The 24,926-nt window shown below is 68.1% G+C and carries 19 protein-coding genes and 1 tRNA gene; 16 read left to right on the forward strand and 4 right to left on the reverse strand.

Going from position 1 to position 24,926, the window contains the following annotated elements:
• Positions 1 to 2: 2 nt before the first annotated feature.
• Genes RZN05_RS05000 through RZN05_RS05035 form a run of 8 tightly spaced genes read left to right on the forward strand, consistent with a single transcriptional unit; the run spans position 3 to position 12,918 of the window.
• Positions 3 to 1,232: a hypothetical protein gene (locus tag RZN05_RS05000; protein WP_317225519.1), complete on the forward strand. Its 1,230-nt coding sequence runs from the start codon at positions 3 to 5 to the stop codon at positions 1,230 to 1,232.
• Between the two features lie 13 nt (positions 1,233 to 1,245).
• Positions 1,246 to 1,989 (forward strand): hypothetical protein, encoded by a 744-nt coding sequence (locus RZN05_RS05005; RefSeq protein WP_317225520.1) that lies wholly within the window; start codon positions 1,246 to 1,248, stop codon positions 1,987 to 1,989.
• Positions 1,986 to 3,674, forward strand: a complete 1,689-nt coding sequence (locus RZN05_RS05010) for a hypothetical protein (protein ID WP_317225521.1) — start codon at positions 1,986 to 1,988, stop codon at positions 3,672 to 3,674. The genes RZN05_RS05005 and RZN05_RS05010 overlap by 4 nt, the downstream gene beginning before the upstream one ends.
• Positions 3,671 to 5,644, forward strand: a complete 1,974-nt coding sequence (locus tag RZN05_RS05015) for an ATP-binding protein (RefSeq protein WP_317225522.1) — start codon at positions 3,671 to 3,673, stop codon at positions 5,642 to 5,644. The genes RZN05_RS05010 and RZN05_RS05015 overlap by 4 nt, the downstream gene beginning before the upstream one ends.
• Position 5,645: 1 nt before the next feature.
• The gene (locus RZN05_RS05020; RefSeq protein WP_317225523.1) at positions 5,646 to 9,107 is read left to right on the forward strand and encodes a DUF4157 domain-containing protein; all 3,462 of its coding nucleotides are present in this window, start codon (positions 5,646 to 5,648) and stop codon (positions 9,105 to 9,107) included.
• Positions 9,108 to 9,113: 6 nt separating this feature from the next.
• A complete protein-coding gene (locus RZN05_RS05025) occupies positions 9,114 to 10,160 on the forward strand; it encodes a hypothetical protein (protein WP_317225524.1) in 1,047 nt (348 codons plus the stop codon).
• On the forward strand, positions 10,157 to 12,316 hold the full coding sequence (locus RZN05_RS05030; protein WP_317225525.1) for a glycosyltransferase: 2,160 nt from the start codon (positions 10,157 to 10,159) through the stop codon (positions 12,314 to 12,316). The genes RZN05_RS05025 and RZN05_RS05030 overlap by 4 nt, the downstream gene beginning before the upstream one ends.
• On the forward strand, positions 12,313 to 12,918 hold the full coding sequence (locus RZN05_RS05035; protein ID WP_317225526.1) for a class I SAM-dependent methyltransferase: 606 nt from the start codon (positions 12,313 to 12,315) through the stop codon (positions 12,916 to 12,918). Before RZN05_RS05030 ends, RZN05_RS05035 begins: the two co-directional genes overlap by 4 nt.
• A gap of 57 nt (positions 12,919 to 12,975) precedes the next feature.
• Here RZN05_RS05035 and RZN05_RS05040 read toward each other — a convergent pair whose 3' ends face one another.
• From RZN05_RS05040 to RZN05_RS05055, 4 genes are all read right to left on the reverse strand, one after another.
• The gene (locus RZN05_RS05040; protein WP_317225527.1) at positions 12,976 to 14,484 is read right to left on the reverse strand and encodes a SulP family inorganic anion transporter; all 1,509 of its coding nucleotides are present in this window, start codon (positions 14,482 to 14,484) and stop codon (positions 12,976 to 12,978) included.
• The gene (locus tag RZN05_RS05045; RefSeq protein ID WP_317225528.1) at positions 14,481 to 15,173 is read right to left on the reverse strand and encodes a carbonic anhydrase; all 693 of its coding nucleotides are present in this window, start codon (positions 15,171 to 15,173) and stop codon (positions 14,481 to 14,483) included. The genes RZN05_RS05040 and RZN05_RS05045 overlap by 4 nt, the downstream gene beginning before the upstream one ends.
• Positions 15,174 to 15,292: 119 nt before the next feature.
• Positions 15,293 to 16,609, reverse strand: a complete 1,317-nt coding sequence (locus RZN05_RS05050) for an ATP-binding protein (protein ID WP_317225529.1) — start codon at positions 16,607 to 16,609, stop codon at positions 15,293 to 15,295.
• Positions 16,606 to 17,340, reverse strand: a complete 735-nt coding sequence (locus RZN05_RS05055; protein WP_317225530.1) for a response regulator transcription factor — start codon at positions 17,338 to 17,340, stop codon at positions 16,606 to 16,608. The genes RZN05_RS05050 and RZN05_RS05055 overlap by 4 nt, the downstream gene beginning before the upstream one ends.
• Positions 17,341 to 17,493: 153 nt before the next feature.
• Here RZN05_RS05055 and RZN05_RS05060 point away from each other — a divergent pair, with 153 nt between their 5' ends.
• From RZN05_RS05060 to RZN05_RS05095, 8 genes are all read left to right on the forward strand, one after another.
• The gene (locus RZN05_RS05060) at positions 17,494 to 17,700 is read left to right on the forward strand and encodes a hypothetical protein (RefSeq protein ID WP_317225531.1); all 207 of its coding nucleotides are present in this window, start codon (positions 17,494 to 17,496) and stop codon (positions 17,698 to 17,700) included.
• Between the two features lie 95 nt (positions 17,701 to 17,795).
• Positions 17,796 to 18,980: a DUF1624 domain-containing protein gene (locus RZN05_RS05065; RefSeq protein WP_317225532.1), complete on the forward strand. Its 1,185-nt coding sequence runs from the start codon at positions 17,796 to 17,798 to the stop codon at positions 18,978 to 18,980.
• A 29-nt stretch (positions 18,981 to 19,009) separates the two neighbouring features.
• On the forward strand, positions 19,010 to 19,918 hold the full coding sequence (locus RZN05_RS05070) for a histone deacetylase family protein (protein ID WP_317225533.1): 909 nt from the start codon (positions 19,010 to 19,012) through the stop codon (positions 19,916 to 19,918).
• A gap of 76 nt (positions 19,919 to 19,994) precedes the next feature.
• Positions 19,995 to 21,938 (forward strand): 2-oxoacid:acceptor oxidoreductase subunit alpha, encoded by a 1,944-nt coding sequence (locus RZN05_RS05075; protein ID WP_317225534.1) that lies wholly within the window; start codon positions 19,995 to 19,997, stop codon positions 21,936 to 21,938.
• Positions 21,935 to 22,603, forward strand: coding sequence for a hypothetical protein (locus RZN05_RS05080; protein WP_317225535.1), 669 nt, complete (start codon positions 21,935 to 21,937; stop codon positions 22,601 to 22,603). Before RZN05_RS05075 ends, RZN05_RS05080 begins: the two co-directional genes overlap by 4 nt.
• Positions 22,539 to 23,513 (forward strand): 2-oxoacid:ferredoxin oxidoreductase subunit beta, encoded by a 975-nt coding sequence (locus RZN05_RS05085; protein ID WP_317227566.1) that lies wholly within the window; start codon positions 22,539 to 22,541, stop codon positions 23,511 to 23,513. Before RZN05_RS05080 ends, RZN05_RS05085 begins: the two co-directional genes overlap by 65 nt.
• Positions 23,514 to 23,552: 39 nt before the next feature.
• On the forward strand, positions 23,553 to 24,788 hold the full coding sequence (locus RZN05_RS05090) for a cyclopropane-fatty-acyl-phospholipid synthase family protein (RefSeq protein WP_317225536.1): 1,236 nt from the start codon (positions 23,553 to 23,555) through the stop codon (positions 24,786 to 24,788).
• A gap of 47 nt (positions 24,789 to 24,835) precedes the next feature.
• Positions 24,836 to 24,912: transfer RNA gene (locus tag RZN05_RS05095), tRNA-Pro, on the forward strand.
• Positions 24,913 to 24,926: the final 14 nt, after the last annotated feature.

Consider the following 24,926-nt stretch of genomic DNA (forward strand, 5'->3'; position numbering starts at 1 on the left):
CCATGCCAGGCGATTTCGTCGCGCTCCAGGAGCCGTTCGGAGAGGATGCGATCCGGACGGTCAACTTCTTCAACGGTCGGCTGCTGACCGGCAACGACATGAGCCGCGAGCAGGCGGCGCGGCGCGAGGCCGACGCGCGGATCGGCCTTGCGCTGGGCGACGGGATCGCGAACGGGCTCCAGGTCGCGTTCAAGGGCAATATCGCGCCCGGCGGACGCCCCGCGGTCGAGGTCCAGCCGGGCGTCGCGGTCAATCGGGCGGGCAGTGTGCTGTGCCTCAAGCACAAGGTGTCGCTGGCGCTTGATCGCGCCGCGCAACCGGGGACCGACAATGTCGCGTGCCTGTTCGGCGACTGCGCGCCGCTCGCCGACGGGGATTATGTCGCGGGGGCGGGGCTCTACGTGCTCACGATCGCGCCGGCCTTCACCAGCGAGGGGCGCGCGGCGGTGAGCGGGATGGGCGATACCAGCCCGCGCTGCGCGCTCGACGCCACGGTCGAAGCGGTGCAATTCCGCCTGCTCGAGATCCGCGACGAACTGTTCGATGCCGATCCGGGCCAGGGCGATTTCCGCAATCGCATCGCCTATGAGGCGTTCGGCGTGGGCGTGCTGCCCGGCTGGCCCGCCAATCTGCTCGGCGGCACGGCGCGCGCCGACGACCTGATCGAAGTCATGGCCGGCCACGGACTGAGCCTGGGCGAAGTCCCGCTCGCGCTGATTGCCTTCACCAGCGCAGGCCACACATTCACCGACAATTGGAGCGTCCGCCGGCCGATAGCGCTGCGCGATCCGGACGGGGTGGTCGGCGCGATCTCCGAGCCGCGGCGGCTGGCGGTGGGGCGGGCGATGTTCCGCCAGTTCCAGGACGAAGTCGCGACGATCCCGGCGATCGGGCTCATTCGCGCGCGCGACCGCTTCCGCTATCTGCCGCCGGTCGGGCTGATCCCCGCGCTAGGCGACAATCGCATCGACTTCTTCTTCGAAGGCATGACCGTGCGGGGGCCGACGCATATCGACGCCAGCGCAGTCGAGCCGCTGCTGCGCGAGAGCCTCTCCGCGCCGGCGATCGATACCGACAGCGCGCACGCGATCTGGCTCTATCGCGTCGCGCAGAGCGAAATCGCGAACAAGCCCGATTTGCTGATCTTCGCGAACGGCCACCTGCCGTATCGCGCGGATGCAAGGTTCAACCTAAGCCACTGGAATTTCGCGAACTATCCGCTGATTCCGTGAGGGAGCGACGATCATGGCGATAAGCAACTTCAATCCGGCCGAGAATGTCCAATATTCCGGGTACAGCCAGGAAAAGCTGAGCGACCGCAATCGCTTCCTGATCGAGACGCTGCTTGCCGATAGCGGCATCTATTACGGGGCGGTGGCGGCACCGACGCCGACTCCCACGCCGCCGACCGCCCCCGCGCCGAGCCCGACGCCTTCGCCCGCTCCCGCACCGACACCCTCGCCAAGTCAGGCGGGCACCACGGTCAACACCTTCGTGCGGCTCGCGCTGAGCGAAGTGAAGCCCGGCGACCTGATCACCGCCGGGTTCGCCAACAATCTGATCGAGGCGATCATGGCGCTCGAGGCGCGGGTCAAGGCGCTCGAAGGCGGCAGCGGGACGACGCCGACACCCACGCCGACACAGCCCACGCCGACGCCCTCGGGTCCCGAGACATCGCTGAGCGGGGGGGGCAGATCCGAGATCGGCCGTGCCGCGCCGACGATCGAGTCGGTCACCGGCGAAACGGTGCGCGGCAAGGGCGTGGACATCGCGGTGACCGGCGACAATCTAGGCGAGGGCGTGCTCGAACGCGTGCTGCTCGGGACGACCACGATCGCGCCGAGGCTGATCAAGTTCACGCGGACCGGCTTCACCTTCACCACCACCGCGGCGATCGTGAAGAACGCCAGGAACCGCATCACCGTGGTGACCAGCGGCGGCGAGGATAGCGCCGCGATCGCCAGCGGCAAGAAAGCGCCGGTGCTGTGATCAAGGCGCGGCCGGCGCTGCGCATCGATCGGGCCCGGCTGGCCAACCCCCGGCCTGGCGACCGCGCGCGGCTGGCCAATGCGCTCGAGCTGGTGACGCACGCGTCAACAGGCGTGGATGCCCGCGCGTTGCTGCTGATCCGGCGGGTGCGGATGCGGCGGCCGCTTGCCGAAGGGCTCGAAGGCTTTGCCGGCGAGCTGATCGAGCGAATCCGCGCCGCGCGCACCGCATCCGGGCGCGGGGCGGTGGAAAGCGTGTATTTCGCGGACGAGGTCGCGCTCGAATGCGCGGTGGTCGCGGCATGGCTGGGGGGCGAGGCGCTGCCCGAACTGGTGCGCCGCGCCGTGCCCGCGAGCACGACGCCGCGGCTGCGCTGGCGGCAGCGGCTGCTCGCCGACCCGGTGCGACTGCCGCGCGTGATCGCGGCGCTGGCGGACACGCGGCTGGCAGGGCGGTGGCTCGCGCATTTCGAGCGGGGGGAGTTGCAGGCGACCGCCGACCTCCTGGTGCGCGTTTATGGCGGGGGCATCGCGCCGGTCGAGCGCGCGGAAGCGACGCCGGATGTGCCGGTATCCGAGCCACCGCGGCAGGCGAGGGCTCGGATACCGGCGCTGGTCGAGGCGATCGCGGCGGCTCGTGCCGAGACGGGCGAACCCATCGCGCAAATGCTGATCGCGGTGTCGCTGCTAGCGGTGCGCCGGCCCGAACTGCTCGCGACCCGCGCCTTCGTCGAGGCGCATGCCGACTGGATCGAGGCGGCGACTGCGCAACCGCCGGCACGCGATGTCATCGAGGCGCTTGGCGCGGAAATGGCGGGGGCGGCCGTCCTGAAACCTTCATCGCGCACCGGTTCCCCGCAGGAAAGCCGCGGCGGAGCGATCGCGCCCGTCGAAGGGCCGCGCCCTGGAGGATCGATGCGCGCCATCGCCGATCGGCGGGATGACCTGACCGGGAGCGAGCCGGCATGCGCGACGACACCCGCCACGCCTCGGCAGGAGGCGCCCTTGGAGGCGATCGCCGTTCCGGTCGAGGCGCCGCCGCGCATCGTCGCGAGTGAGCATGCCGGGCTGTTCTTCCTGCTCAACATCTTTCTCGCGCTCGGCCTGTACGGCGATTTCACGCGACCGGGTCACGGGCTGCGCGGGCTTTCGCCGTTCGAGCTGCTGTTGCTGCTCGGGCGACAATGGCTTGGCCCCGGCCTTGCCGGCGATCCCCTCGCGCCGCTGTTGCGCGAGTTGGCGGGGCTGGGGCCGCGCGAACGGGTCGGCAGCAACTTCGAGGCGCCGGCGTGGCGCGTGCAGCCCGAATGGTTGGCGCCCTGGCCGGTGGCGCCTCAGCGTGCGATCCGGGGCCCCCACGGCACGAGCCGCTGGCATATGGCGGGCTTCCCGATCGCCGATGTCTGGCATGCGCCGCGCCCCGAATCCTGGATGCGCCGACGCTGGGTCGCGTGCCTCGGTCGCTATCTCGAGGCGCGGATCGCACGGGCGCTGGGGGAGGAAGACTACCGGGCGGCGGTGGCAATACTCGCCGATCGGCCCGGCACCATCCGCATCGACTCCGAGCGGATCGAGATCGGCTTCCTGCTCGACACCCACCCGCTCGGACTTCGCCTTGCCGGCCTCGATCGCGATCCGGGCTGGATCCCCGCGGCGGGGCGCAGCATCGGGTTTCGCTTCGCATGAGCCTCGCGCGCCTCGCCCGCGAGCCGGCCGTCCATCTGCGGCTGGCGCTGCTCGGCGCGGGCGCGACGCTCGCCGAGCAGATCGGCGAGGCTGCGCCCGGCTGGCTCGCCGACTATGCGACCGAGATCACGGCGCTGGCGGGCCAGTCGTTCTCGGCGGCGCAATGGCGCATGCGCATCGCCGAATGGGCGGGAGCGACGCCGGGGCTCCCGCTGGAACGGCTGGCTGCGGCGCTGGGCGATCCGCTGGCGATCGACCTGCTGCTCGCGATCGGGCTGGCTGGGGAGGATGCGCGGGTCGCCGGGCTGCTCGCCGAGGACGATCGGCTGACGCTGGCGACGCTCACCGCGCTGTGGCGATCCCATGCTGGTCAAGACGATCCGGTCGCGGTGCGGCGCGCGGTCAATCGGCTGGTCCAGATCGGCCTCGTCCTGGTGGAAAATCCCGAGGCGCCGCGCTTCGACTGGCGCGTCGCGGTCTCGGCGACGGCATGGGACGCGCTGAGCGGCGACAGTGTCGCGCCGCCCGGATGCCGGCTGATGCCGCCGGCGCAGTTGCCCGTACTCGAAGGCTTCATCGCCAGTGCTGAGGTGAAGCGGCATGCGCAGCTTCTGGCCGGCGCGATGGCCGAGGATGCGCTGCTGGTGCCACTGCTCCGCGGCCCCGAGCGCAACGGCAGGACCACGCTGGCCGGCGCGCTCGCGCGCGGGCTCGGGCAACCCTTGCTGCTGGCGCCGGCGGAGGCCGCAGCGCGTCCCGACGCCTGGGCGCAGATCGGGCTGTTCGCGTTCCTCACGAATGCCGTCGTCGCGCTGTCGCTGCCGGTCGGAGTGGGCGAGGTCCGTGACGTGGCGGGTTTCCCGCTCGATCCGGTTCGGCTGATCGTGATCACGGGACCGAGCGGCGGCGTGCGCCTTGCCGATCGTCCGCAGGTGACGCTTGCGATTCCGGCGCCGGATGTCGCCGAACGTGGCGCGCACTGGCGCGCAGTGCTTCCCGAGCCGGCGGCGAGCGATGTCGCACGGCTGGCGTCGGCCTTCCGGCTGACCGGGGGCACGATCCGGCGTGCCGCGGCGGGGGCGGCGCTGACTGCGCGCCAGGCGGGACGCAGCACGATAACCCGCGGCGACGTGCGGCTGGCGCTGCGCGACTTGCAGGACAGCCGGCTCGAAACCGTCGCGGCGCGGATCGATGCTGGGGATCGCCCCGAATTCCTAGCGCTAGAACCCCAGGCGCAGGACGAGCTCGACGCGCTCGCGACGCGCGCGCGCAATCGCGAGGCACTGGGCGCGCATGCCGGGCACGGAGCGGGAGCGATGGGAGTCCGCGCGCTGTTCGCCGGGCCGTCGGGCGCGGGCAAGACACTCGCCGCGCGGCGGCTGGCGCACGACCTTGCCCGCGACATCTGGCGCATCGACCTCGCTGCGACGGTTAGCAAATATATCGGCGAGACCGAGAAGGCGCTCGACCGCGCCTTTGCCGCCGCCGAGGATCTCGACACGATCCTGCTGCTCGACGAAGGCGATGCGCTGATGGCGCGGCGCACCGATGTCGGCAACGCGAACGACCGCTACGCCAATCTCGAGACCAACTTCCTGCTCCAGAGGATCGAGAGCTTCTCGGGCATCCTGATCGTCACCACCAACGCCCCGGACCGCATCGACAAGGCGTTCCAGCGGCGGATGGACGTGGTGGTGCCGTTCCGCGCGCCCGACGAGCTGCGACGCTACGAGATCCTCGAGCATCATCTCGGCGACCACCGCGCCGACGACGATCTGGTGCAGGAGATAGCGGTGCGCTGCGTGCTCTCGGGTGGGCAGTTGCGCAACGTCGCGCTCCATGCGCGGCTGCTGGCGCTCGACGCGGACGCGCCGATAAGCGACGAGATGCTGCGCCGGGCGGTGTTCCGCGAATACCGGAAGCTCGACTCGCATTGCCCGCTCAAGCCGTTGCTTTCGGCGGTGGGCTGAGATGCGCGGCACCGCGGCCCGGAAGAGCGCGGAGGCGACGCCCGCACCGCGTGCGGCCGAGCCGGGCAAGTCGAACGGCCATCGACGCGTCCAGACGTCGCTCAAGCTCTCCGATCCGGGCGATGCCGCCGAGCGCGAGGCAGTGGCGACCGCGCGCACGGTGATGCGGATGCCCGAGCCGGTGGTGAGCCCGCGCGCGCGCGTGCCGATGCTCGCGGCGCGCGCGCCCTCCGCCGCGCCTGCTCCCTCCAAGGCCCCGAAGGACGAGGTCTCGCCCGAGCTCACCGCCGAGATCAAGTCGCTGGCCGGCAGCGGCAGGCCGCTCTCCCCTGATACGCGCAGCTTCCTCGAGCCGCGCTTCAAGGCCAATTTCGCCGGGGTGCGGGTCCATACCGGCGGCAAGGCCGAGAACCTTGCGACGCGCCTCGGCGCGCGCGCCTTCACCTTCGGCAAGGACATCTTCTTCAACGCCGGCGCGTACAAGCCCGACAGCCCCGAGGGCATGGAGCTGATCGCGCACGAGCTGACGCACACGATCCAGCAGCGCGAAGTCGTCCAGCGCGACGTGATCCAGCGCGAAGAGGCAGTGACCGTCCAGCAGCGCACCGGGCCGGAGGTCCAGCGCGGCATCGTGAGCGAGGCGCTCGACTGGATCGCCGACAAGGCCAACGTCATCCCCGGCTTCCGGCTGTTCACGATCATCATCGGGCGCAACCCGGTCAACATGTCGAGCGTCGATCGCAGCGGCGCCAATATCCTGCGCGCGCTGATCGAGTTCATCCCCGGCGGCGGGCTGATCGTCCAGGCGCTCGAGAACCACGGCATCTTCGAGAAGGGCGGCAAGTTCATCGAGGACCAGTTCGCCGCGCTGCGCGACCTGGGCGGCGCGGTGCGCGACGCGCTGATGGAGTTCATCGACTCGCTCGGCTGGCGCGACATCTTCCGGCTGGGTAGCCTGTGGGACCGCGCCAAGCGCATCTTCACCACGCCGATCGACAAGGCGATCGCCTTCGGCAAGGGGCTGGTCACCGGGATCGCCGAGCTCGTCAAGGACGCGATCGTCAAGCCGCTCGGCCGATGGGCGGCGGCGAACATCCCAAAGTGGAACCTGCTCGTCGGCGTGTTCGGCAAGAACCCGATTTCCGACGAGGGCGAGAGCCCGGCGTCGCAGCTCATCGGCGCGTTCATGGAGCTGATCGGCCAGCAGGAGATCTGGCAGAACATCAAGCAGGGCAATGCCGTCGCAAAGGCCTGGGAATGGTTCCAGAAGGCGATGAAGGGCGCGCTGTCGCTGGTCACGTCGATCCCCGGCCGGGTGATGAGCACGATCCGCTCGCTGACGATTTTCGACATCGTCACGTTGGTCGGTGCGTTCCAGAAGATCGTCGGCGCCTTCTCGAGCTTCGTCGGCGATTTCATCGGCTGGGCGGGCGGCACGGTGCTGTCGCTGCTCGAGATCATCTTCTCGGTCGTGGCGCCGCAAGTGGTGCCCTATCTCAAAAAGGCCGGCGGGGCCTTCTCGAAGATCATCAAGGCGCCGGGGACGTTCATCTCGACGCTGGTCAAGGCCGGCAAGCAGGGCTTCAACCAGTTCAAGGCGAAGTTCGTCACTTATCTGCGCGATGCGCTGTTCAAGTGGCTGCTCGGCTCGGCCGAGGGCGCGGGCATCTATTTCCCCAAGAGCTTCGCGCCGCTTGAACTGCTCAAGCTGGGGCTGTCGGTGCTGGGGCTCACCTGGGCCAATTTGCGCGCCAAGCTGGTCAACGCGACCAACGAGACGGTCGTCAAGGCGCTCGAAGAAGGGTTCCAGATCGTCAAGACGCTTGTCAACGAGGGGCCGGCGGCGGCTTGGCAGGAACTGCTCAAGTCGCTCAGCAACCTGAAGAACATGGTGGTCGACGCCGCGATCGACTTCGTGAAGGGCGAAGTCGTCAAGATCGCGATCGAGAAGCTCGTGTCGATGCTCACGCCCGCCGGCGCGTTCATCCAGGCGATCATCTCGATCTACCGCACGATCACCTTCATCGTGGACAAGCTCGCCCAGATCGGCCGGCTGGTCGCGGCGTTCATCGACGGCATCGCCGCGCTGGCCAATGGTATCGTCGGTGCCGCGGCCAACAAGGTCGAGAGCGTGCTCGCGCAGGGGCTGTCGCTGGCGATCAGCTTCCTCGCCAACTTCGCGGGGCTGGGGAACATCCCCAAGAAGGTGATGCAGCTCATCAAGAAGATCCAGGCGCCGGTCAACAAGGCGATGGACAAGGTGGTGACGTGGATCGTCGAGGGGGCGCGGAAGCTCGGCAAGTTCGTCGCGCAGGCGGGCGTGCCGCAGGATCCGAATGCCCGCCTCAAGCTCGCCTCGACGGCGGCGGTGGCGGCAGCGAAACGGTTGTCCGGAAAGGTCACCGCACCGTTGCTCAACGCCGCCTTCGTGGTGATCCAGACGCGCTACGCTCTGACCTCGATCGACGCATTCCAGCGTGGCGGCCAGTGGTTCGCGCGGATCGTCATCAACCCCAAGACGGAGACCCCGCTCGAGACTGCGGGCGATGCCGCGGAGGACCCCGCTGCCAAGGCCGTCCTCGCGCTGGTCGCCGCCAACACCAAGATCTTCACGATCGTACCCAAGGCCAAGGCGACGCTCGTCTACACCAAGTCGATCGATGGCTATATCCTCGATGCCGGCAGCGATACCGAAGGCCCGAGCATCCGCCGCGCCAATCGCAAGAAGGGCCTGCCTGAGTTGCCTGCGGTGCATATCGGCGACACCGGGGTGCTCACGCTGGGAGCCAAGGTTCATCAGAAGCGGAGCAGCGAAGCCGAGAAGCTCAAGATGTACCGCGACGTCATGACCAAGCTGGGGCTGGGCAATCTGCTGCCGCACGTTACCGACGCGAACGTCAACGCGGCGCTCAACAGCGACGTTCGCAATGCGATGCGGAACGCGATCCTCGATTCCCCGAAATGGCAGACGCTGAGCGCGTTCAACCAGATGATCAGTAGCGACAGCCTGACCGGGCCGGGCATGCAGGGCGAGCTGTTCGAGGCCTGGGTGGTCCGGCATTTCGGCAGCAGCCAAGGCATCTCCGACAGCAAGATCAAATACAAGACCGCGTCGGGAGTTGGGCTGATGGATCGCTCGGCGGGCGACAAGATCGTCGAGATCAAGAGCCGTGTGCGGCCTCCGGGGGTCGATCCCGCGACAGCCGACGATCTTATTCCGCAAACCAAGTTCACCGTTGCGGCCAAGGACAGCGAGCAGTTCACCCGCTACAACGAGATTCTCGGCGGCGGTGTCGAGATGATTACCAAATCGTCGGGAAAGTTCACCGTCCCCACGGCGTTCAGCGGTGCACGCTATTACTTCAACTTCCGCGGCGTGGCGACGCTGTTCAACGCGCGTATGCCCGAGCCGCTCCGGTCGAAGACGGTCTTCTACCTGGGCGGCGCAGTCATCAGGATGTAGCGTATAATGGTCGATATCGTTCTTTCGGTCACGCTCGAAAGCGCCGGCGACAGCAGCGCGACCGAGGCGCTTTCCTCCCTCGTCGCCGGACTAGACGCCAAGTCGCTGCGATTGTCTCCCGCCACGGTCAAGGCCGGCCGCAAGCGGAGTACGGTCACGGACGCCGAAGAGCTTGCCGCCGCGATCACGGCGCTGCCCGATAGCGATTTCTCGATCGCGTTCGAGAGCGATCCGAACGCATTTTTCGACGGTGTCGCGGGTGCGGCACGGGCGTCGCTCAACCTTGGCTTCGCAGGCGAATCGCCCTTGCCGCGGGACGGAACGGTAAGCGGGATCGCCGCGGCGCTGGCCGATACGGCGCGGTCCGGCACGGTCGGGGTCGGCGCCTATTCCGGACTGAGCATCCGCAACCTGGATTTCGCACGTGCGCGGCCGCCGCGGGACTATCTCGTCGCCGGGCAGACGGGGCTCATCGATGTGGTGAACCTGAAGGCAGGCGGTGCGGACGATGCCGCGGCGCAGGTGTTCGGAACGGTCGATCTGCCGCCGGGTGTCGAGCGGACCGTTGCCGAAGACATCGCCGTGGTCGACTGGTCGGCGGACGCTGCGCTGGACGATGCCGAAAAGCTCGCCGAACGACTGGCATTGCGCGATCGTTGGCTGGTCGAGCACGCAGTCGGTCGCGCTGCCGAGGGTTGGCACGACAGTGGCGACGCGATTGTCGATCCGGTCGATGCCCGCCCGGAGGACGGGTTGACGCTGTATAGTCCGTCAATGGGCGTCGGCTATGTCGCGATCCATTCGGCTGCGTCCGCTGATGAGCGTAAGCAGGCGTTGGCGGCGGCCGCCAAGTTGCGCGAACAGGGCAAGACCGCGACCGGCGCCCAACTCGGCGAGCTGGTGCTCGTCGCCGATACGCGCGAAGCAGCCGTCGCCCTGCGCAGCGAAGCGGCGGCTTCCGGGCTGAATCGGGTCGTCTATGCAAGCGACGAGCATATGCTCGATCCGTTTCCTGAAGGAAGCTGGGTCGAGGCGCCGGAGCGCGAAGCATGATCCCCCGCATCTCCGCGATCATGCCGACCGCCGACCGGCGGCGCTTCGTGCCCGCGGCGATCGCGCAGTTCCTGGCGCAGGAACGTGCCGATGCCGAGCTCGTCATCCTCGACGACGGGGCGGACAGCGTTGCCGATCTGATCCCCGGCGACCGACGGGTCCGCTATTTCCGCGAGGAAGCACCGCGTATCCTGGGCGACAAGCGCAACCGGCTGTGTTCGCTCGCGCGCGGCGAGGTGATCGTGCATTGGGACGACGACGACTGGCACGCGCCCGACCGGTTGGCCCGGCAGCTCGCAGCGCTCGATGCCAGCGGGGCGGACATCGTCGGGCTCGATCAAATCGCCTTCCTCGCCGACGATGGTGCGCAAGCGTGGGACTATCGCTGGGGCGGGCGCCAACGCTGGATCTATGGCGCGAGCATGGCCTATCGCCGATCGTACTGGAAGCGGCGGCGCTTTCCGGCGATCCGCACCGGCGAGGACACGCGCTTCGTCCTCGACGCGCGCGATGCGCAGATCGTCGCGATGGCGGATACCGACTGGCTGGTCGCGCGGGTGCATGGCGGCAATACGAGCCCGAAGCGGACCCGCGGCGGCTATTGGACCGAGCGGACGCCCGCCCCGTTGCGCGAACGCATCGCCTGCTGGTCGGGGAGATCGCCGCCCGAGGCGGTCGCGCCGATCGCCAATGTCTATGCGCTGCTCGCGCACGAGCGCCCTGAATGCGTGGTCGATCTGGTCCGCAACCTGCGCTGGCACGACCCCGTCTCGCCGATCCTGGTCTATGACGGGAGCGCGGGCGGCACGCTGATCGATCCGAAGCTTCCCTGGGCGCGCTGGGGCGTCGAGATCGTGCCCGCGCCGCGGCCGATGAAATGGGGCAAGCTCCACGACTTCGCGCTCGACTGCATCCGCCATCTCGGCATGCGCGATTACGACGCGCTGACCATCGTCGATTCGGACCAGATGCAGCTCCGCAGCGGTTATCCGGAGTTCCTGGCGGGGCAGGGCGGCATTCCCGGTATTCTCTCGAGCGATCCGCGCCCCCAGGGTCGCGCCACGCGCATCCCGCCCGCCAGGACGGCGCAGGGCGAGCGCGCGCTGTGGCAACCCTTGCTCGACCGGTTCGAGGACGGCGACGCGGCGTTCGTCCATTGGAGCTTCTGGCCGGGCACGGTGATCGGTGCCGATTGCGGCCGTGCAATCGCCGCCCTTTTCGAGGATGCCCAGCTTCAGGGGATATTGGGCGCCTCCAAGCTGTGGGCGACCGAGGAGATCCTGTTCCCCACGCTCGCCCGGCTGCTCGGCTTCCCCGTCCAGCAGAATCCGTGCCGCGGCGACTGGACGCAATATCGCCGGCGCTGGAGCCTTCGCGATCTGGATGCCGCGCGCGGCGATGCCCGGACCTTCTGGATGCATCCGGTGCCGCGTGCGCTCGACGATCCGCTGCGGCGGCATCTGCGTGCCAGTGCAAGCCAGTATCGTCGTGCCCCGCCTGCGCCGGTGACAGGGCCGGTCTCGGCCGATGCCGCGATCCTCGCCGAGATGCGCGCGCTGCCGGGCTGGCTGAGCGATGCCGAGGCGAATGCTGTCCTCTCGGCGGCACGCGCCGCGCTGGCCCGCGACGATACGGCAGGACATCTCGTCGAGATCGGCAGCCATTGCGGCAAGGCCACACTGCTGCTCGGCCGCGCCGCCGAGGCCGCGCTGATCCCCGCGCGGGTGACCGCGATCGACCGGTTCGATGGCGTTACCGGCAGCCGCGAGGACAGGTTGGTGCGCGACGGTGTCACCCGCGGGCGCTTCGATCAGATGCTCGCGGGCTCGGGGCTCGGCCCCTGGATCTCGGCGCGCACCGGCGAGGCGTGCGAATTTTCCAGCGGCGACCCGGTCGACCTGCTGCTGATCGACGGGCTGCACGACTATCCCGCGGTCGCCACCGATTTCGCGGCGTTCGAGGCGGCGCTGACTCCGGGCGCGCGCGTCGCTTTCCATGACTATGCCGACTATTTCCCCGGGGTCGCGGCGTTCGTCGACGAGCTCGTCGCGACCGGCGGGTGGGAGATCGAGACGGCGGTCGAGACGCTGCGCATCCTGCGGCGCAGCGCGCCAGTCGAGCAGGTCGCATCGCATTTGCTGGAGGTTTCGGCATGACCGCGCTGTTCAAGCCGCTGACGATCCTCGCCGGAATGCGCGGCGTGGCCGGCTGGCTCGAGGACGACGAGGCCGAACTGCTGCTCGCCGCGGCGGTGCAGGTCGCCCGCGGCGATCGGCTGTGCACGCTGGTCGAGATCGGCAGCTACCAGGGGCGCTCTACGGTGGTGCTCGGCGGGGTGCTCAAGGCGCTGTCGCCGGAGTCGCGGCTCTATGCGATCGATCCGCACGAAGGCACGGTCGGCGCGGCGGACCGGAAGCTCAGCACGGGCGTCCCCACCTTCGATGCGTTCATGGCCAACATCACCGGGGCGGGCGTGGCGGAGGTGGTACAGCCGATGCGCAGCCTGTCCTACGAGACGGTATGGGACCAGCCGATCGACCTGCTGTTTGTCGACGGGCTGCACGATCGCGAGAATGTCGAGCGCGATTTCCGGCATTTCGAGCCGTATCTCACCCCCGGCGCGCTCGTGCTGTTCCACGATTATGCCGGCTATTATCCCGGCGTGGTCGCCTTCGTCGATGCGCTGGTGGCGGGCGAGGGGTGGCGGATCGTCGAGCGGGCGAGCTCGATGGTCCTGCTCGAACGGCCGGGCGCCTGAACGCAAACGGGGTGCCCGCCGTCCCGCGGGCACCCCTTCGCAGGCCTGAGGGTGGGCTCAGGCCGCGAGCTTGGCGAACCGACCGCTTGCGCCGTCGATCGCGACTTCGTCGCCGCGTGCGCGTCGCCGCGACGACCAGTCGCGCAGCAGTTCCGCAACGGTGTGGTCCACCGCCGAGCAGCGCGTCAGGTCGAGACGGACAGGCGAACCCGCCGGCGTCGATTCGAGCCGCTCGGACAGCTTGGGCAGCGCCACGAAGGTCGCCGCGCCATCGAGCGTGATCGTGCGACCCTGGTCGTGATCATGCGCGTCGACCTTGAGGCGGAGGCGGCGGACATGCGGGAGCAGTTCGAGCATCGAGAGCGCGATACCCACCAGAACGCCGGTCAGCAGATCCTGGGCAACGACCAGGATGAGCGTTACTGCCCAGATCGCCACCGGCAGCAGGCCATAGTCCTTGAACAGGTGCTTGGCATGGCTGAAGTTGACGAGACGCGCGCCGGTCACGACGAGCACCGCACCAAGCGCCGCCATCGGGATCTCGCGCAGCAGCCAGGGCAGCAAGGCGACGAACCCGAGGATCCACACGCCGTGCATGATCGTCGACAAACGCGTGGTGGCACCCGCCTGAACGTTGGCCGAGCTGCGCACGATGACGCCGGTCATCGGCAACGCACCGGCCGCGCCGCACAGCAGGTTGCCCACGCCCTGCGCGCGCAGTTCCTTGTTGTAGTCGGTGCGCACGCCGTCGTGCATGCGATCGACCGCGGCGGCCGAAAGCAGCGTCTCGGCGCTGGCGATGAAGGCGATCGCCACGGCGGCCGTCAGGATCGCGGGGTTGAGGAACTGGCTGAGGAAGCCGTTCTGCGGCAACGATACCGCGGCGACGATGTTCTCGGGAACGGTCACGCGGGTCACGTCGAGGCCCAGCGAAAAAGCGATGAGCGTCGCCGCGACAACGCCGATCAGCGCGCCGGGAACGAGCTTGAGCGTGGCGGGGCGAAACTTCTCCCAGCCGATCATCGCGGCGATCGTGGTGAGACCGAGCATCAGCGCCAGTTCGGCGGCGCGCAGATCGGCCGAGAGCCCGAGCAGGCGGCCGGGCATCGCCAGCAGATTGTCGATCCCGCTCGACAGCGGCTTGGCGTCGAACAGCACGTGATACTGGCCGATGACGATCAGCACGCCGATGCCGGCGAGCATGCCGTGCACCACTGCGGGCGAGATCGCGCGGAACCAGCCGCCGAGGCGGAAGATGCCGGCGGCCACCTGGATCGCGCCGGCAAGGATCAGGATCGGGCCGAGTGCGGACAGGCCCTGGTCACGGACCAGTTCGAACACGATGACCGCCAGGCCGGCGGCGGGGCCGCTGACCTGGAGCGGCGAGCCCGCCAGCGCACCGACGACGATGCCGCCGATGATGCCGGTGATCAGGCCCTTTTCGGGCGGCACGCCCGAAGCGATCGCGATGCCCATGCAGAGGGGCATCGCGACGAGGAAGACGACGACCGAAGCGGTCAGGTCGCGCGCGACCCAGCCGGTCGCGCGCGTTTCGGTAGTACTCATTCAGCTGCCTCCAGCAGGGCGTCGCTGGCGAGACGCTGCGTTGCCGGCTGTGCAACCGGCAGTTCCTCGCCCTCGTGCAGCGGGCGGAAACGCCCGGTTTTGCCGTCGAGCGCGAGCACCTGGCCGGCGCCGATGTCGAAGAACCAGCCGTGCAGCGCGATCTCGCCGCGGGCGATGCCGGCCGCGACCGAGGGGTGCGTGCGCAGGTGGTTGAGCTGCGCGACGACGTTCTCGAGGCTGATCGCGCGGACGCGCTCGGCGCTCCCCATCTCGGGATAGCCTTCGTTCACCACCTGCTCGGCGGCGCAGCTATGCTTGAGCCAGGCCGCGACGTTGGGCATCTTGTCGAGGCCCGCCGGGTTGGACACCGCTTTCATCGCGCCGCAATCCGAATGCCCGCAGATGATGATGTCCCGGATGCCGAGTACCATCACCGCATATTCGACCGTGGAGGTCACGCCACCATTCTGCATCGCATAGGGCGGCACGATGTTGCCGGCGTTGCGGCAGACGAACAGGTCACCGGGGGCGGCCTGCATGATATGTTCGGGGACGACGCGCGAATCCGCGCACGAGATCATCAGCGCCTTGGGGCTCTGGCCGTGCGTCGCGAGCGTCGAATAGAGTTCGCTCTGGTTCTGAAACACTTGCTTCGAGAACCCGTAGACCCGTCCGATGAGTTCATTCACAGTGCTTGCTCCAATCACTGGCCCGCGAAGTACGCGAGCGGGTACATTGAAGTACGACGCTGGCTTTGCTGCAGAGCAGCGCATCTGTAAGAAATGATTGCTGCTGCGGTGCAGCGTGTTCAGGCAGCGGGGAGTTGAATTTCGGCGCGCAATCCGCCTTCGGGGCGATTGGACAAGGCGAACCTGCCGCCCTCGGCCTCGACCGCGCGGCTGACGATCGACAGCCCGAGCCCGAACCCGACGGTGTCGCGGGCGCGCGCGGCATCGAGGCGCACGAAGGGCTGGAGCGCGCGCTCGATCGCCTCGTCCGGAATGCCGGGCCCATCGTCCTCGATGCAGATCACGGCGCCGCCGTCCTGCTCGCGCAGCGTGACCGTGACGCTGTTGCCGTAATGGAGGCCGTTCTCGACGAGGTTGGTCACCGCGCGCTTCATCCCGATCGGGAAAAGTACGCGTTCAAGATGGTCCGGCCCGATATAGGCGACGGCATGGCCCTGGTCGTGCAGGTCGTCGACGATGGTGTTGCACATCACGGCGAGATCGACCGCCTGGCGCTTCTCCCCGTTCGATTCGCCGGCGAGATAGGCGAGCAGCGAATCGATCATCGCCTGCATCTCGACGATGTCGGTCTCGATCTCCTCGCGCACTTCACCATCACGGATCGCGTCGGCGCGCAGTCGCAGCCGGGCCAGCGGGGTGCGCAGGTCGTGCCCCACCGCGGCAAGCGCCTGCGTCCGATCGGTCAACAGCCGGTGGATGCGGTCCTGCATGCGGTTGAACGCATGGATCACGCGGCGGACCTCGCCGGGGCCGCCCTCGGCGACGGCCTCCTGCACGTCGCCGCCGCCGACGCGTTCGGTGGCGTGCGCGAGCCGGCGGAGCGGCAGCAGGGTCTGGCGCACCAATACACCGCCGATCAGGATGATCGCGACCGCGGGGGCCAGCGCGAGCAATATCCGTTCGATCGAGAAGCCCATGTCGTGGACGGGCTCGCGCGTGGCGAACTGCATCCAGCTGCCGTCCGGCAGCGTGGTGCCGCCGACGATCACTGCGTCCCGCGCGGCGCCGACCAGCCGGAGCCGCAGCCCCGCCGCCTTAAGGCTGGGCTCCCATTCGAGCACCTGGTGGTGGACGCGGTCGAGCGTCGGGGTGACCTTGAGCGCGACCGGCAGGTCGCGGCTCCACGCGATGCGATAGCGCGAGGTGGTCAGGTCATCGGCGAGCGCGGGGCGCTGCGCGGGCGGCTGCTCGGACAGCAGCTTCCGCGCGATGACGATGTGCTCGGCGAGGCGGCGGGCCTCGTCGTCCTGCACCGAGAATTGGCTCGCGCGCTCGTAGAAGAAGGTGCTCGCGCCGAATTCGATCAGGATCGCCAGCAGCAGGATCGCGAAGATCTGGCCGATCAGGCCCAGCGGCGCCCTGATCCGGCGCATCATTCGCGCGTGACGGGCGCGTTGAACATATAGCCGATGCCGCGCACGGTCACGATCGGCGCCGCGCTGCCGGTGGAGGAGAGCTTGCGCCGCAGCCGGCTGACCAACACGTCGACGCTGCGGTCCGAACTGTCGCCGAGCCGCGTGCGCGACAATTCGATCAGCCGCTCGCGCGCGATCACGCGGCCGCTATGGTCGCAGAGACTCACGAGCAAATCGAACTCGGCGCCGGTCAGGTCGACCACCGCGCCGCTCGGCGAGAGCAGTTCGCGGCGCGGCAGATTGAGCGTCCAGCCGTCGAAACGGATCAGCCCCAGGCTGCGCTGCGCGCTCTCCTGCTTGCCGCCTTCGCGGCGAAGCACCGCACGAATCCGCGCGATCAGCTCGCGCGTGCCGAACGGCTTGGTGAGATAATCGTCGGCGCCGAGCTCGAGCCCGACGACGCGGTCGGTCTCGCTGCCGCGCGCGGAAATGAAGATGATCGGGACCTGGCTCTTCTCACGGATCATCCGGCACAGGTCGATGCCGCTAGTGCCCGGCAGCATGATATCGAGGATGATCAGCTCGGCGGGGCCGTTGTCGAGCGCGAGCCACATCTCGGCGCCGGTCGCGGCGGGGCGCACGGCGAAACCGTTCTCCTGGAGCGCGCGCGACGTGAGGGTGCGCAGCGCGGGGTCGTCTTCGACAAGGACGATGGTGGGGGCGGTGGTCGTCGTCATCTGGGTCTGCAACATCGACAGAGGACGTAGGAACCTCCTGCGCAAGGGTCAACGTAGGGTTTTTCCTGCAGCGCACGAATTACCGCGGGGCAACATTTCCTTACGCGCGCGGCAGGTTCCAGCAAAAGGGCGAGGGTAGCGAGGGGCGCAATACCGAAAGGATTTGCCATGATCACGACCCTGATCGCTCTTGCCGCGGCGACCCAGTCGCCCCCGGCCGCCGAAGTCCAGTATCGCTCGTACGATGTTGCCACCGCGCTGAAGCAGGGCTGCAAGGTCCAGCGCGTGAGTGTCGGCGGCGGCCGCACCGAACATGCGCCGATCATCCGCTGCCGTGTCGATCAGCTGCTGGCGAGCGTCTCCGCGCCGCGCTAACCGCGCGGTCGGGCCCGAAGCGGTACGCGATACGCGATCGCACGGGGTTGCATTCCATGTGATGATGTAACATCCGCGGCATCGAAAGGACTTCGATGCTGTCTTCTTCCGCTTTAGCCGCCGTTGAACCCACGATCCCCGCAGGCGCGCCGCGCGCCGCGCGCATTCTCTCGATCGACGCGCTGCGCGGGCTGGTGATCCTGCTGATGCTCGTCGATCACACGCGCGAGCTCTTCTATTACCACGCTCAGGTCGTCGATCCGATGAATCTGGCGACGACCGAGCCTGCCCTGTTCTGGACGCGCCTGACGGCGCATCTCTGCGCGCCGGTCTTCGTCGTGCTGACCGGGCTCGCCGCGTGGCTCTACGCGGCGCCGCGCGGCGGGGCGGGCGCCGCTTCGTCTTTCCTTGCGAAGCGCGGACTGTTCCTGATCGTGCTCGAAGTCACGGTGGTGAGCTTCGCCTGGGGCTTCGATTTAACGCCGCGGATCCTCTACCTCCAGGTGATCTGGGCGATCGGGCTTTCGATGCTGGCGCTCGCCGCGTTGGTGCACTTGCCGCGCATGGCGATCCTCGCGATCGGAGCCGCCCTCGTGCTTGGGCACAATCTGCTCGATCCGATTCACGTCGCACCCGGTTCGCCGGGGCATATCGTATGGGCGGTACTCCACGATCGCAGTCTGATCGATCTGCCCTGGGGCGGGCAGGTGCGGACCTCCTATCCGGTGCTGCCGTGGATCGGCGTGATCGCGATCGGCTATGCGATCGGCCCGTGGTTCACGCGCGACGTCCTGCCGGCATGGCGTCAGCGGGCCCTGTGGGCGACCGGGGCGCTCGCGCTTGCAGCCTTCGTCGCGCTGCGTCTCGCCAACGGCTATGGCGAGCCGATGCCGTGGCAGCCGGGCGATACCAGCCTCCACACGCTGATGAGCTTCCTCAATCTCACCAAATATCCGCCGTCGGCGGACTTCCTGCTGGTGACCCTGGGCCTCGGCGCGTGGCTGCTCGCCGCGCTGGAGAAGCTGCCGGCGCGCCCCGTCGCGATGCTCGCCGTGTTCGGCTCGGTGCCGTTGTTCTTCTACATCCTCCATCTGTATCTGCTCCACGGGCTCAACCGGCTGGCCGGCTGGTCGATCGATGCCGAGGGGCTGGTCAGCCTGCCCGATGTCGCGTCGCTGTGGCTGGTGGCGGCAGCGGTCGCGGTGCCATGCTGGTTCGCGTGCCGCTGGTTCGGCGAGCGCAAGCGGGCGAGCGGCGCGTGGTGGATGCGCTATTTGTAGCGGCGGGCAGGGCTGCCTAGGTTGAGGGAGTGATTCACCTCGTCCACCATCCCGCCTACGTGGCACCGGCGCCCGCGCGCAGCCAGTATCAGTGGAACAAGAACGGGCTGGTCCGCGACCTGCTGCACGCCGAGGGGACGGACTTCGCCTGGCATGAACCCGAGCCGATGCCGCGCGCCTGGCTCGAAGCGGTGCACGACCCCGACTATGTCGCCGAAGTGCTCGAAGCGCGCGTGCCGCATCACAAGGAGCGGCGCATCGGCTTCCCGGTGACGCCGCAAGTGGCGCTGCGGGTGCAATGCGTCCCCGGCGGCACCTATCTCGCCGCGCAGCTTGCACTCGTCCACGGCTATGCCGCCAACACCGCCGGGGGCAGCCACCACGCGCTTGCCGATACCGGAGCCGGCTTCTGCGTGTTCAACGACCTGGCGATCGCCGCGGTGCGGCTGGCTGAGGAAGGGTATCGCGTGCTGGTCGTCGATTGCGACGTCCACCAAGGCGACGGCACCGCCGCGCTCACCGCCGGCCGCCCGGACATCGCCACCTATTCGATCCATGCCGAGAAGAACTTCCCGGCCCGGAAAGCCCGCTCGACGCTCGACGTGCCGCTGCCCGACGGCACCGGCGACGCGGTGTATCTCGCCACGCTCGCCGCGACGCTGACGCCGCTGCTCGACGATTTCGCCCCCGATCTGGTCCTCTACCAGGCCGGCGTCGACCCCTTCGTCGACGACCGGCTCGGCCGCCTCGCGCTCAGCCGCGAGGGCCTGGTCGCGCGCGACCGCTGGATCGCGCAGACCTTCGCAGGACGCCGCGTGCCCTTCGCCAGCGCGCTGGGCGGCGGCTATGGCGAGGACGCACTCGAAGTCTCGCGCCGCCATGTCGCCTCGATCCGCGCGCTGGGATCGGCCGCAGCCGAACAGCCGACACCGGCATGACGCCATTTTCTCCCTTGGCGTATCGCAAGGGAGGCGTAGGGTACGCGCAACGATAGACAAAGTGCAGGACGAGGTCATGGCAACTGCCGCGCACCAGTTGACGCCCGACGAAGCTTCGGCGGACCCGCCGCCCGAGGCTATCGTCGTCCGTTTTGCTGGCGATAGCGGCGACGGCATGCAGTTGACCGGGGGGCAATTCACGCTCTCGACTGCGCTGGCCGGCAACGATCTTGCCACTTTTCCCGATTTTCCTGCCGAGATCCGCGCGCCGCAGGGGACCCTGTTCGGCGTCTCGGCCTTCCAGATCAATTTCGGCTCGGCCCGGATCGATACCGCAGGGGACCAGCCCGACGTCCTCGTCGCGATGAACCCCGCGGCGCTCAAGACCAATGTCGAGGCGCTGAAGCCCGGCGGCCTCATCATCGCCGACACCGGCGAGTTCGGCCAGCGCAACCTCGACAAGGCGAAATACGTCGCCAACCCGCTCGAGGACGGATCGCTGGGCAAGTGGCAGCTCCTGCCGCTCGACATCTCGGCACTGACGGTCGAGGCGGTGAAGCCCTACGGCCTCGGCAACAAGGAGGCGCTGCGCTGCAAGAACATGTGGACGCTCGGGCTGGCGCTGTGGATGTTCGATCGCGACCGCGCGCCGCTGACCGAATGGCTGCGCACCAAGTTTGCCAAGGCGCCCAACCTTGCAGAGGCCAATATCGCCGCGCTCAACGCCGGGCACGCCTATGGCGAGACCGCCGAACTCGGCGCGATGGGCATTTCGCAGCGCCAGGTTGCCGCGGCGCCTTCCGAGCCGGGCCTGTACCGTACCGTCACCGGCGCGGACTCCATCGCGCTCGGGCTGGTCGCGGGGGCGCAGCTTGCCGGGCTGAAGATGTTCTATGGCGGCTATCCGATCACCCCGGCCTCGGCGATCCTCCACGCGCTCGCCCGGCTGAAGGAATATGACGTCATTACCTTCCAGGCCGAGGACGAGATCGCCGCGGTCTCCTCGGCGCTCGGCGCGGCCTATGCCGGCAGTCTTGGCGTCACCTGCTCGTCGGGCCCCGGCATCGCGCTCAAGACCGAGGCGATCGGCCTCGCGATCATGACCGAGCTGCCGCTGGTCATCGTCAATGCCCAGCGCGGCGGTCCTTCAACGGGCCTGCCTACCAAGACCGAGCAGTCGGACCTGTATCAGGCCGTCTATGGCCGCAACGGCGATGCGCCGCTGCCGGTGATCGCCACCCGCTCCGCCGCCGATTGCTTCGACTGCGCGATCGAGGCGGTGCGGATCGCCACGCAATACATGACCCCGGTGATGCTGCTTACCGACGGGTATCTCCAGAATGCCGCCGAGCCCTGGAAGGTGCCCGACATGTCGGCGTACGAAGCCTTCCCGGTGGCCTTCCACACTGAGGCGCCCGCCGAGGGCGAGAAATTCCTGCCCTATGCGCGTGACGCCAGACTCAAGCGCCCCTGGGTCAAGCCGGGCACGCCGGGGCTGCTCCACCGCATCGGCGGGATCGAGAAGGCGCTCGGCACCGGCAACCTCGATTATTCGCCGGGCAACCACCAGGCGATGACCGACATCCGCCGTGACAAGATCCTCGGCGTGGACGTGCCCGACCAGGCGGTCGAGCAGGGCAGGGAAGGCGGCAGGCTCGTCGTCGTTGGCTGGGGCTCGACCTACGGCCCGATCGCCAGCGCCGTCCGTCGCGCGCGGGCGAGGGGGCAGGACGTCGCGCATGTCCATATCCGCCATATTTGGCCGATGCCGAATAATTTGGGTCATTTGCTAGCAAGTTACGAACACATCCTCGTACCGGAAATGAACACGGGGCAGCTCAAGACCGTGCTCCGCGACCAGTATTTGCTCAACGCCGTCCCGCTCAACAAGGTGTCGGGCCAACCCTTCACAATCGGCGAGATCGAAGCGGCGATCGGGCGGCATTTGGACAGCGATCGCCCTGAGGAACTGGGCCCGGATGATACCCAACTTCCGAGTCCGGAGGCTGTCAATCCATGAAGCGCCGCTTCGCGATATTGGCTTTGCCGCTACTGCTGGCGCCCTGGGTTCAGGCGCGTAGCGCGAAGATGTCGCCCGCGATCGAGACGCGGTTCGCCACGCTGCCCGATCGGCTCGCAGGTCTACCGCGCTTCGATGGTGGCTATGACAAGCCGATGGCAGCATATCGCGGACCGTCCAATCTCGATCCGGTGATCGCAGTCGTCTTTGCCGACATCGCCAGACCTGCAACCTGGCGCGAAATGGCCGCGATAGGGCGTGCGAGTGCAGCCCAGGCCGAACTGATCGATACACTGTTCGAGGGCCGTTACAGCCTGACCGACCAGTCGGGCGCGACGAGCTATTTCGGCGACTACCTCACGAAGCAAGGCGTGAAGCAGAGCTGGATTGTCGAGCATGATGGGGTCCGCACGACGGTTCTGGTCACGCTGTACCGTACCGAGGACCGCCGCAGGATTTTCGATGCCATTCGCAGGGATCTGCTTGGTGGGATCGAAATGCAGAGGGTCGCTGCGGCCGACGCGAACTTAGGGAAATCGGATGAACGAAGTCACCTCGATCAAGCCCAGCACGCCCAAGGACTGGGAGACCGACCAGGAGATTCGCTGGTGCCCGGGCTGCGGCGACTATGCCATCCTCAAGGCGGTCCAGCGGACGATGCCTGAGATCGGCGGCAGCCCCGAGAACACCGTGTTCGTCAGCGGGATCGGCTGCTCGTCGCGCTTTCCCTATTACATGGAGACCTATGGCTTCCACACGATCCACGGCCGCGCACCGGCGGTGGCGACGGGGATCAAGCTCGCCAATCCCGATCTCGACATATGGATCATCACCGGCGACGGCGACGCGCTGTCCATCGGCGGCAACCACACGATGCATCTGCTGAGACGGAATCTGAACTGTCAGGTGCTGCTGTTCAACAACGAGATCTACGGCCTCACCAAGGGCCAATACTCTCCGACCAGCCGGGAGGGGACACGCTCGCCGTCCACCCCGTTCGGCTCGGTCGATCACCCCGCCAAGCCCTGCGCCTTCGCGCTCGGCAGCGGCGCCCGCTTCGTCGCCCGCGGGATCGATGTGAGCAAGAACCTGCCATCGGTTCTCAAGGCGGCGCACGCGCATCAGGGCGCGGCGTTCGTCGAGATCTTCCAGAATTGCATCGTCTACAATGACGACGTCTTCGAATCCTTCACCGCCAAGCCCAATGCCGCCGCCAACCAGCTCTGGGTCGAACACGGCAAGCCGATGCTTTTCGCGGGCGGTGCCAAGGGCATCACGCTCGACCGCGAGGCATTGACGCTCAAGGTCGTCGACGTGGCCGAAGGCGATTGGGAAGCCGCCGGCGTGATCGTCCACAATATCGTCAACCGCGCGGTGGCGCACATGCTGGTCGAGATGCCGTTCGGCCCGTTCCCGATGGCGCTCGGCGTGCTCTACGACGATCCCGCGCCAACGTTCGAGAGTGCGGTCGTCGCCCAGAACAAGGCGGCCGCCGAGGGCAAGAAGCCCGATCTCCAGAAACTCGTCGCCAAGGGCCAGACCTGGATGGTCGACAAGGCGCCGCACGCGATCTGAAGGCTTGCCGATGCGCGCGCGGCGTGCATGTAGGGCAGGATGAACGCGCCGACGCGGGAACAGGGTCGCTTGGAAGAGCGAAGGCGCAGCGCCGGGATGCTCGGCCTGCTTGCGCCCCTATTCCATCGCCAGATCGACCGGCTCGACCGCGGCATCGCCGAGGGTAGCCTTGAGCTGGTGCTGCCCGATGGTCGCGCGCGACTGCTCGGCGGGCGCGGGGAGGGGCCGATAGCGGTGGTCGACCTGCGCAGCTGGCGCGCTTTGGTACGGCTCGGCCTCGAAGGGTCGAGCGGCTGGTACGAGGCTTGGGCGGCGGGGGAGTGGGCGAGCCCGGACCCCGTCCAGCTCTTCGCGCTGTTCAGCCGCAACCGGGCGGACCTCGCCCGGCCCGCGCGCGCGACCGGGCCTTGGCGGCTGGCCAAGCGGCTATGGCATTGGGCGCGGCGCAACCATCGCGGCGGCTCGCGGCGCAACATCCAATATCATTACGACCTGGGGAATGCCTTCTATCGCCCATGGCTCGACGCGGGCATGACCTATTCGAGCGCGCTGTTCGCCGAACCGGGCCAGTCGCTTGAGGCAGCGCAGGCCGCCAAGCTCCAGGCGATGCTCGATCGCACCGGCACGGCGCCTGGCGACAGCATCCTCGAGATCGGCTGCGGCTGGGGCTCGTTCGCCGAGCTGGCGGTGCGGGCGGGGCGGCGCGTCGATGGGGTCACGCTCTCGACCGAGCAAAAGGCCTGGGCCGAGGCGCGCACCGCGGGGCTCGACGGCGCCCGTTTCGCGCTCACCGATTATCGCGACCTTGCCGGCGTGTACGATGCGGTGGTGAGCATCGAAATGGCCGAGGCGGTTGGGCGCGAATATTGGCCCGCCTATGTCTCGGCGATCGCTCGCGCGCTCAGGCCCGGCGGGCATGCTGCGCTACAAGTGATCTGCTTCGACGACCTCTTATTCGACGGCTATGCGAACAATGTCGACTTCATCCAGCGCTATGTATTCCCTGGCGGCATGCTCATTCGCGAGACCGAATTCCGTCACCTAGCCACCGCCAACGGCATGCAATGGCGCGACGAGGTGCGGTTCGGGCCCGATTATGCCGAGACGCTCAGGCGCTGGCGCGCAAATTTCGATGCCGCCGCGACCGCGGGGCTGCTCCCCGAGCAGTTCGACGCGCGTTTCGTCGCGCTGTGGTGCTATTACCTGATGTATTGCGAGGGCGGCTTCCGCGGTGGCGGGATCGACGTCGTCCAGGTTACGCTGGTAAAGGCGTAACGCCACGCTTGTGCATCGCGGCGCAAAGGCCTAGGCGGCATCGGCGTCGGGGAGTGGCGCAGTCCGGTAGCGCGCCTGCTTTGGGAGCAGGATGTCGCAGGTTCGAATCCTGTCTCCCCGACCATTCCTCTAAGTGCT

The organism is Sphingomonas sp. HF-S4 (assembly GCF_032911445.1).
Taxonomy (GTDB): Bacteria; Pseudomonadota; Alphaproteobacteria; order Sphingomonadales; family Sphingomonadaceae; genus Sphingomonas; species Sphingomonas agrestis.

Bases quoted from the DNA above. Each gene is read 5' to 3' on its own strand.
- RZN05_RS05050 (WP_317225529.1), bottom strand. From the start codon at position 16,609: ATGATGCGCCGGATCAGGGCGCCGCTGGGCCTGATCGGCCAGATCTTC.
- RZN05_RS05005 (WP_317225520.1), top strand. From the start codon at position 1,246: ATGGCGATAAGCAACTTCAATCCGGCCGAGAATGTCCAATATTCCGGG.
- RZN05_RS05060 (WP_317225531.1), top strand. From the start codon at position 17,494: ATGATCACGACCCTGATCGCTCTTGCCGCGGCGACCCAGTCGCCCCCG.
- RZN05_RS05075 (WP_317225534.1), top strand. From the start codon at position 19,995: ATGGCAACTGCCGCGCACCAGTTGACGCCCGACGAAGCTTCGGCGGAC.
- RZN05_RS05000 (WP_317225519.1), top strand. From the start codon at position 3: ATGCCAGGCGATTTCGTCGCGCTCCAGGAGCCGTTCGGAGAGGATGCG.
- RZN05_RS05055 (WP_317225530.1), bottom strand. From the start codon at position 17,340: ATGTTGCAGACCCAGATGACGACGACCACCGCCCCCACCATCGTCCTT.
- RZN05_RS05035 (WP_317225526.1), top strand. From the start codon at position 12,313: ATGACCGCGCTGTTCAAGCCGCTGACGATCCTCGCCGGAATGCGCGGC.
- RZN05_RS05020 (WP_317225523.1), top strand. From the start codon at position 5,646: ATGCGCGGCACCGCGGCCCGGAAGAGCGCGGAGGCGACGCCCGCACCG.
- RZN05_RS05025 (WP_317225524.1), top strand. From the start codon at position 9,114: ATGGTCGATATCGTTCTTTCGGTCACGCTCGAAAGCGCCGGCGACAGC.
- RZN05_RS05090 (WP_317225536.1), top strand. From the start codon at position 23,553: ATGAACGCGCCGACGCGGGAACAGGGTCGCTTGGAAGAGCGAAGGCGC.
- RZN05_RS05015 (WP_317225522.1), top strand. From the start codon at position 3,671: ATGAGCCTCGCGCGCCTCGCCCGCGAGCCGGCCGTCCATCTGCGGCTG.
- RZN05_RS05065 (WP_317225532.1), top strand. From the start codon at position 17,796: ATGCTGTCTTCTTCCGCTTTAGCCGCCGTTGAACCCACGATCCCCGCA.
- RZN05_RS05030 (WP_317225525.1), top strand. From the start codon at position 10,157: ATGATCCCCCGCATCTCCGCGATCATGCCGACCGCCGACCGGCGGCGC.
- RZN05_RS05080 (WP_317225535.1), top strand. From the start codon at position 21,935: ATGAAGCGCCGCTTCGCGATATTGGCTTTGCCGCTACTGCTGGCGCCC.
- RZN05_RS05040 (WP_317225527.1), bottom strand. From the start codon at position 14,484: ATGAGTACTACCGAAACGCGCGCGACCGGCTGGGTCGCGCGCGACCTG.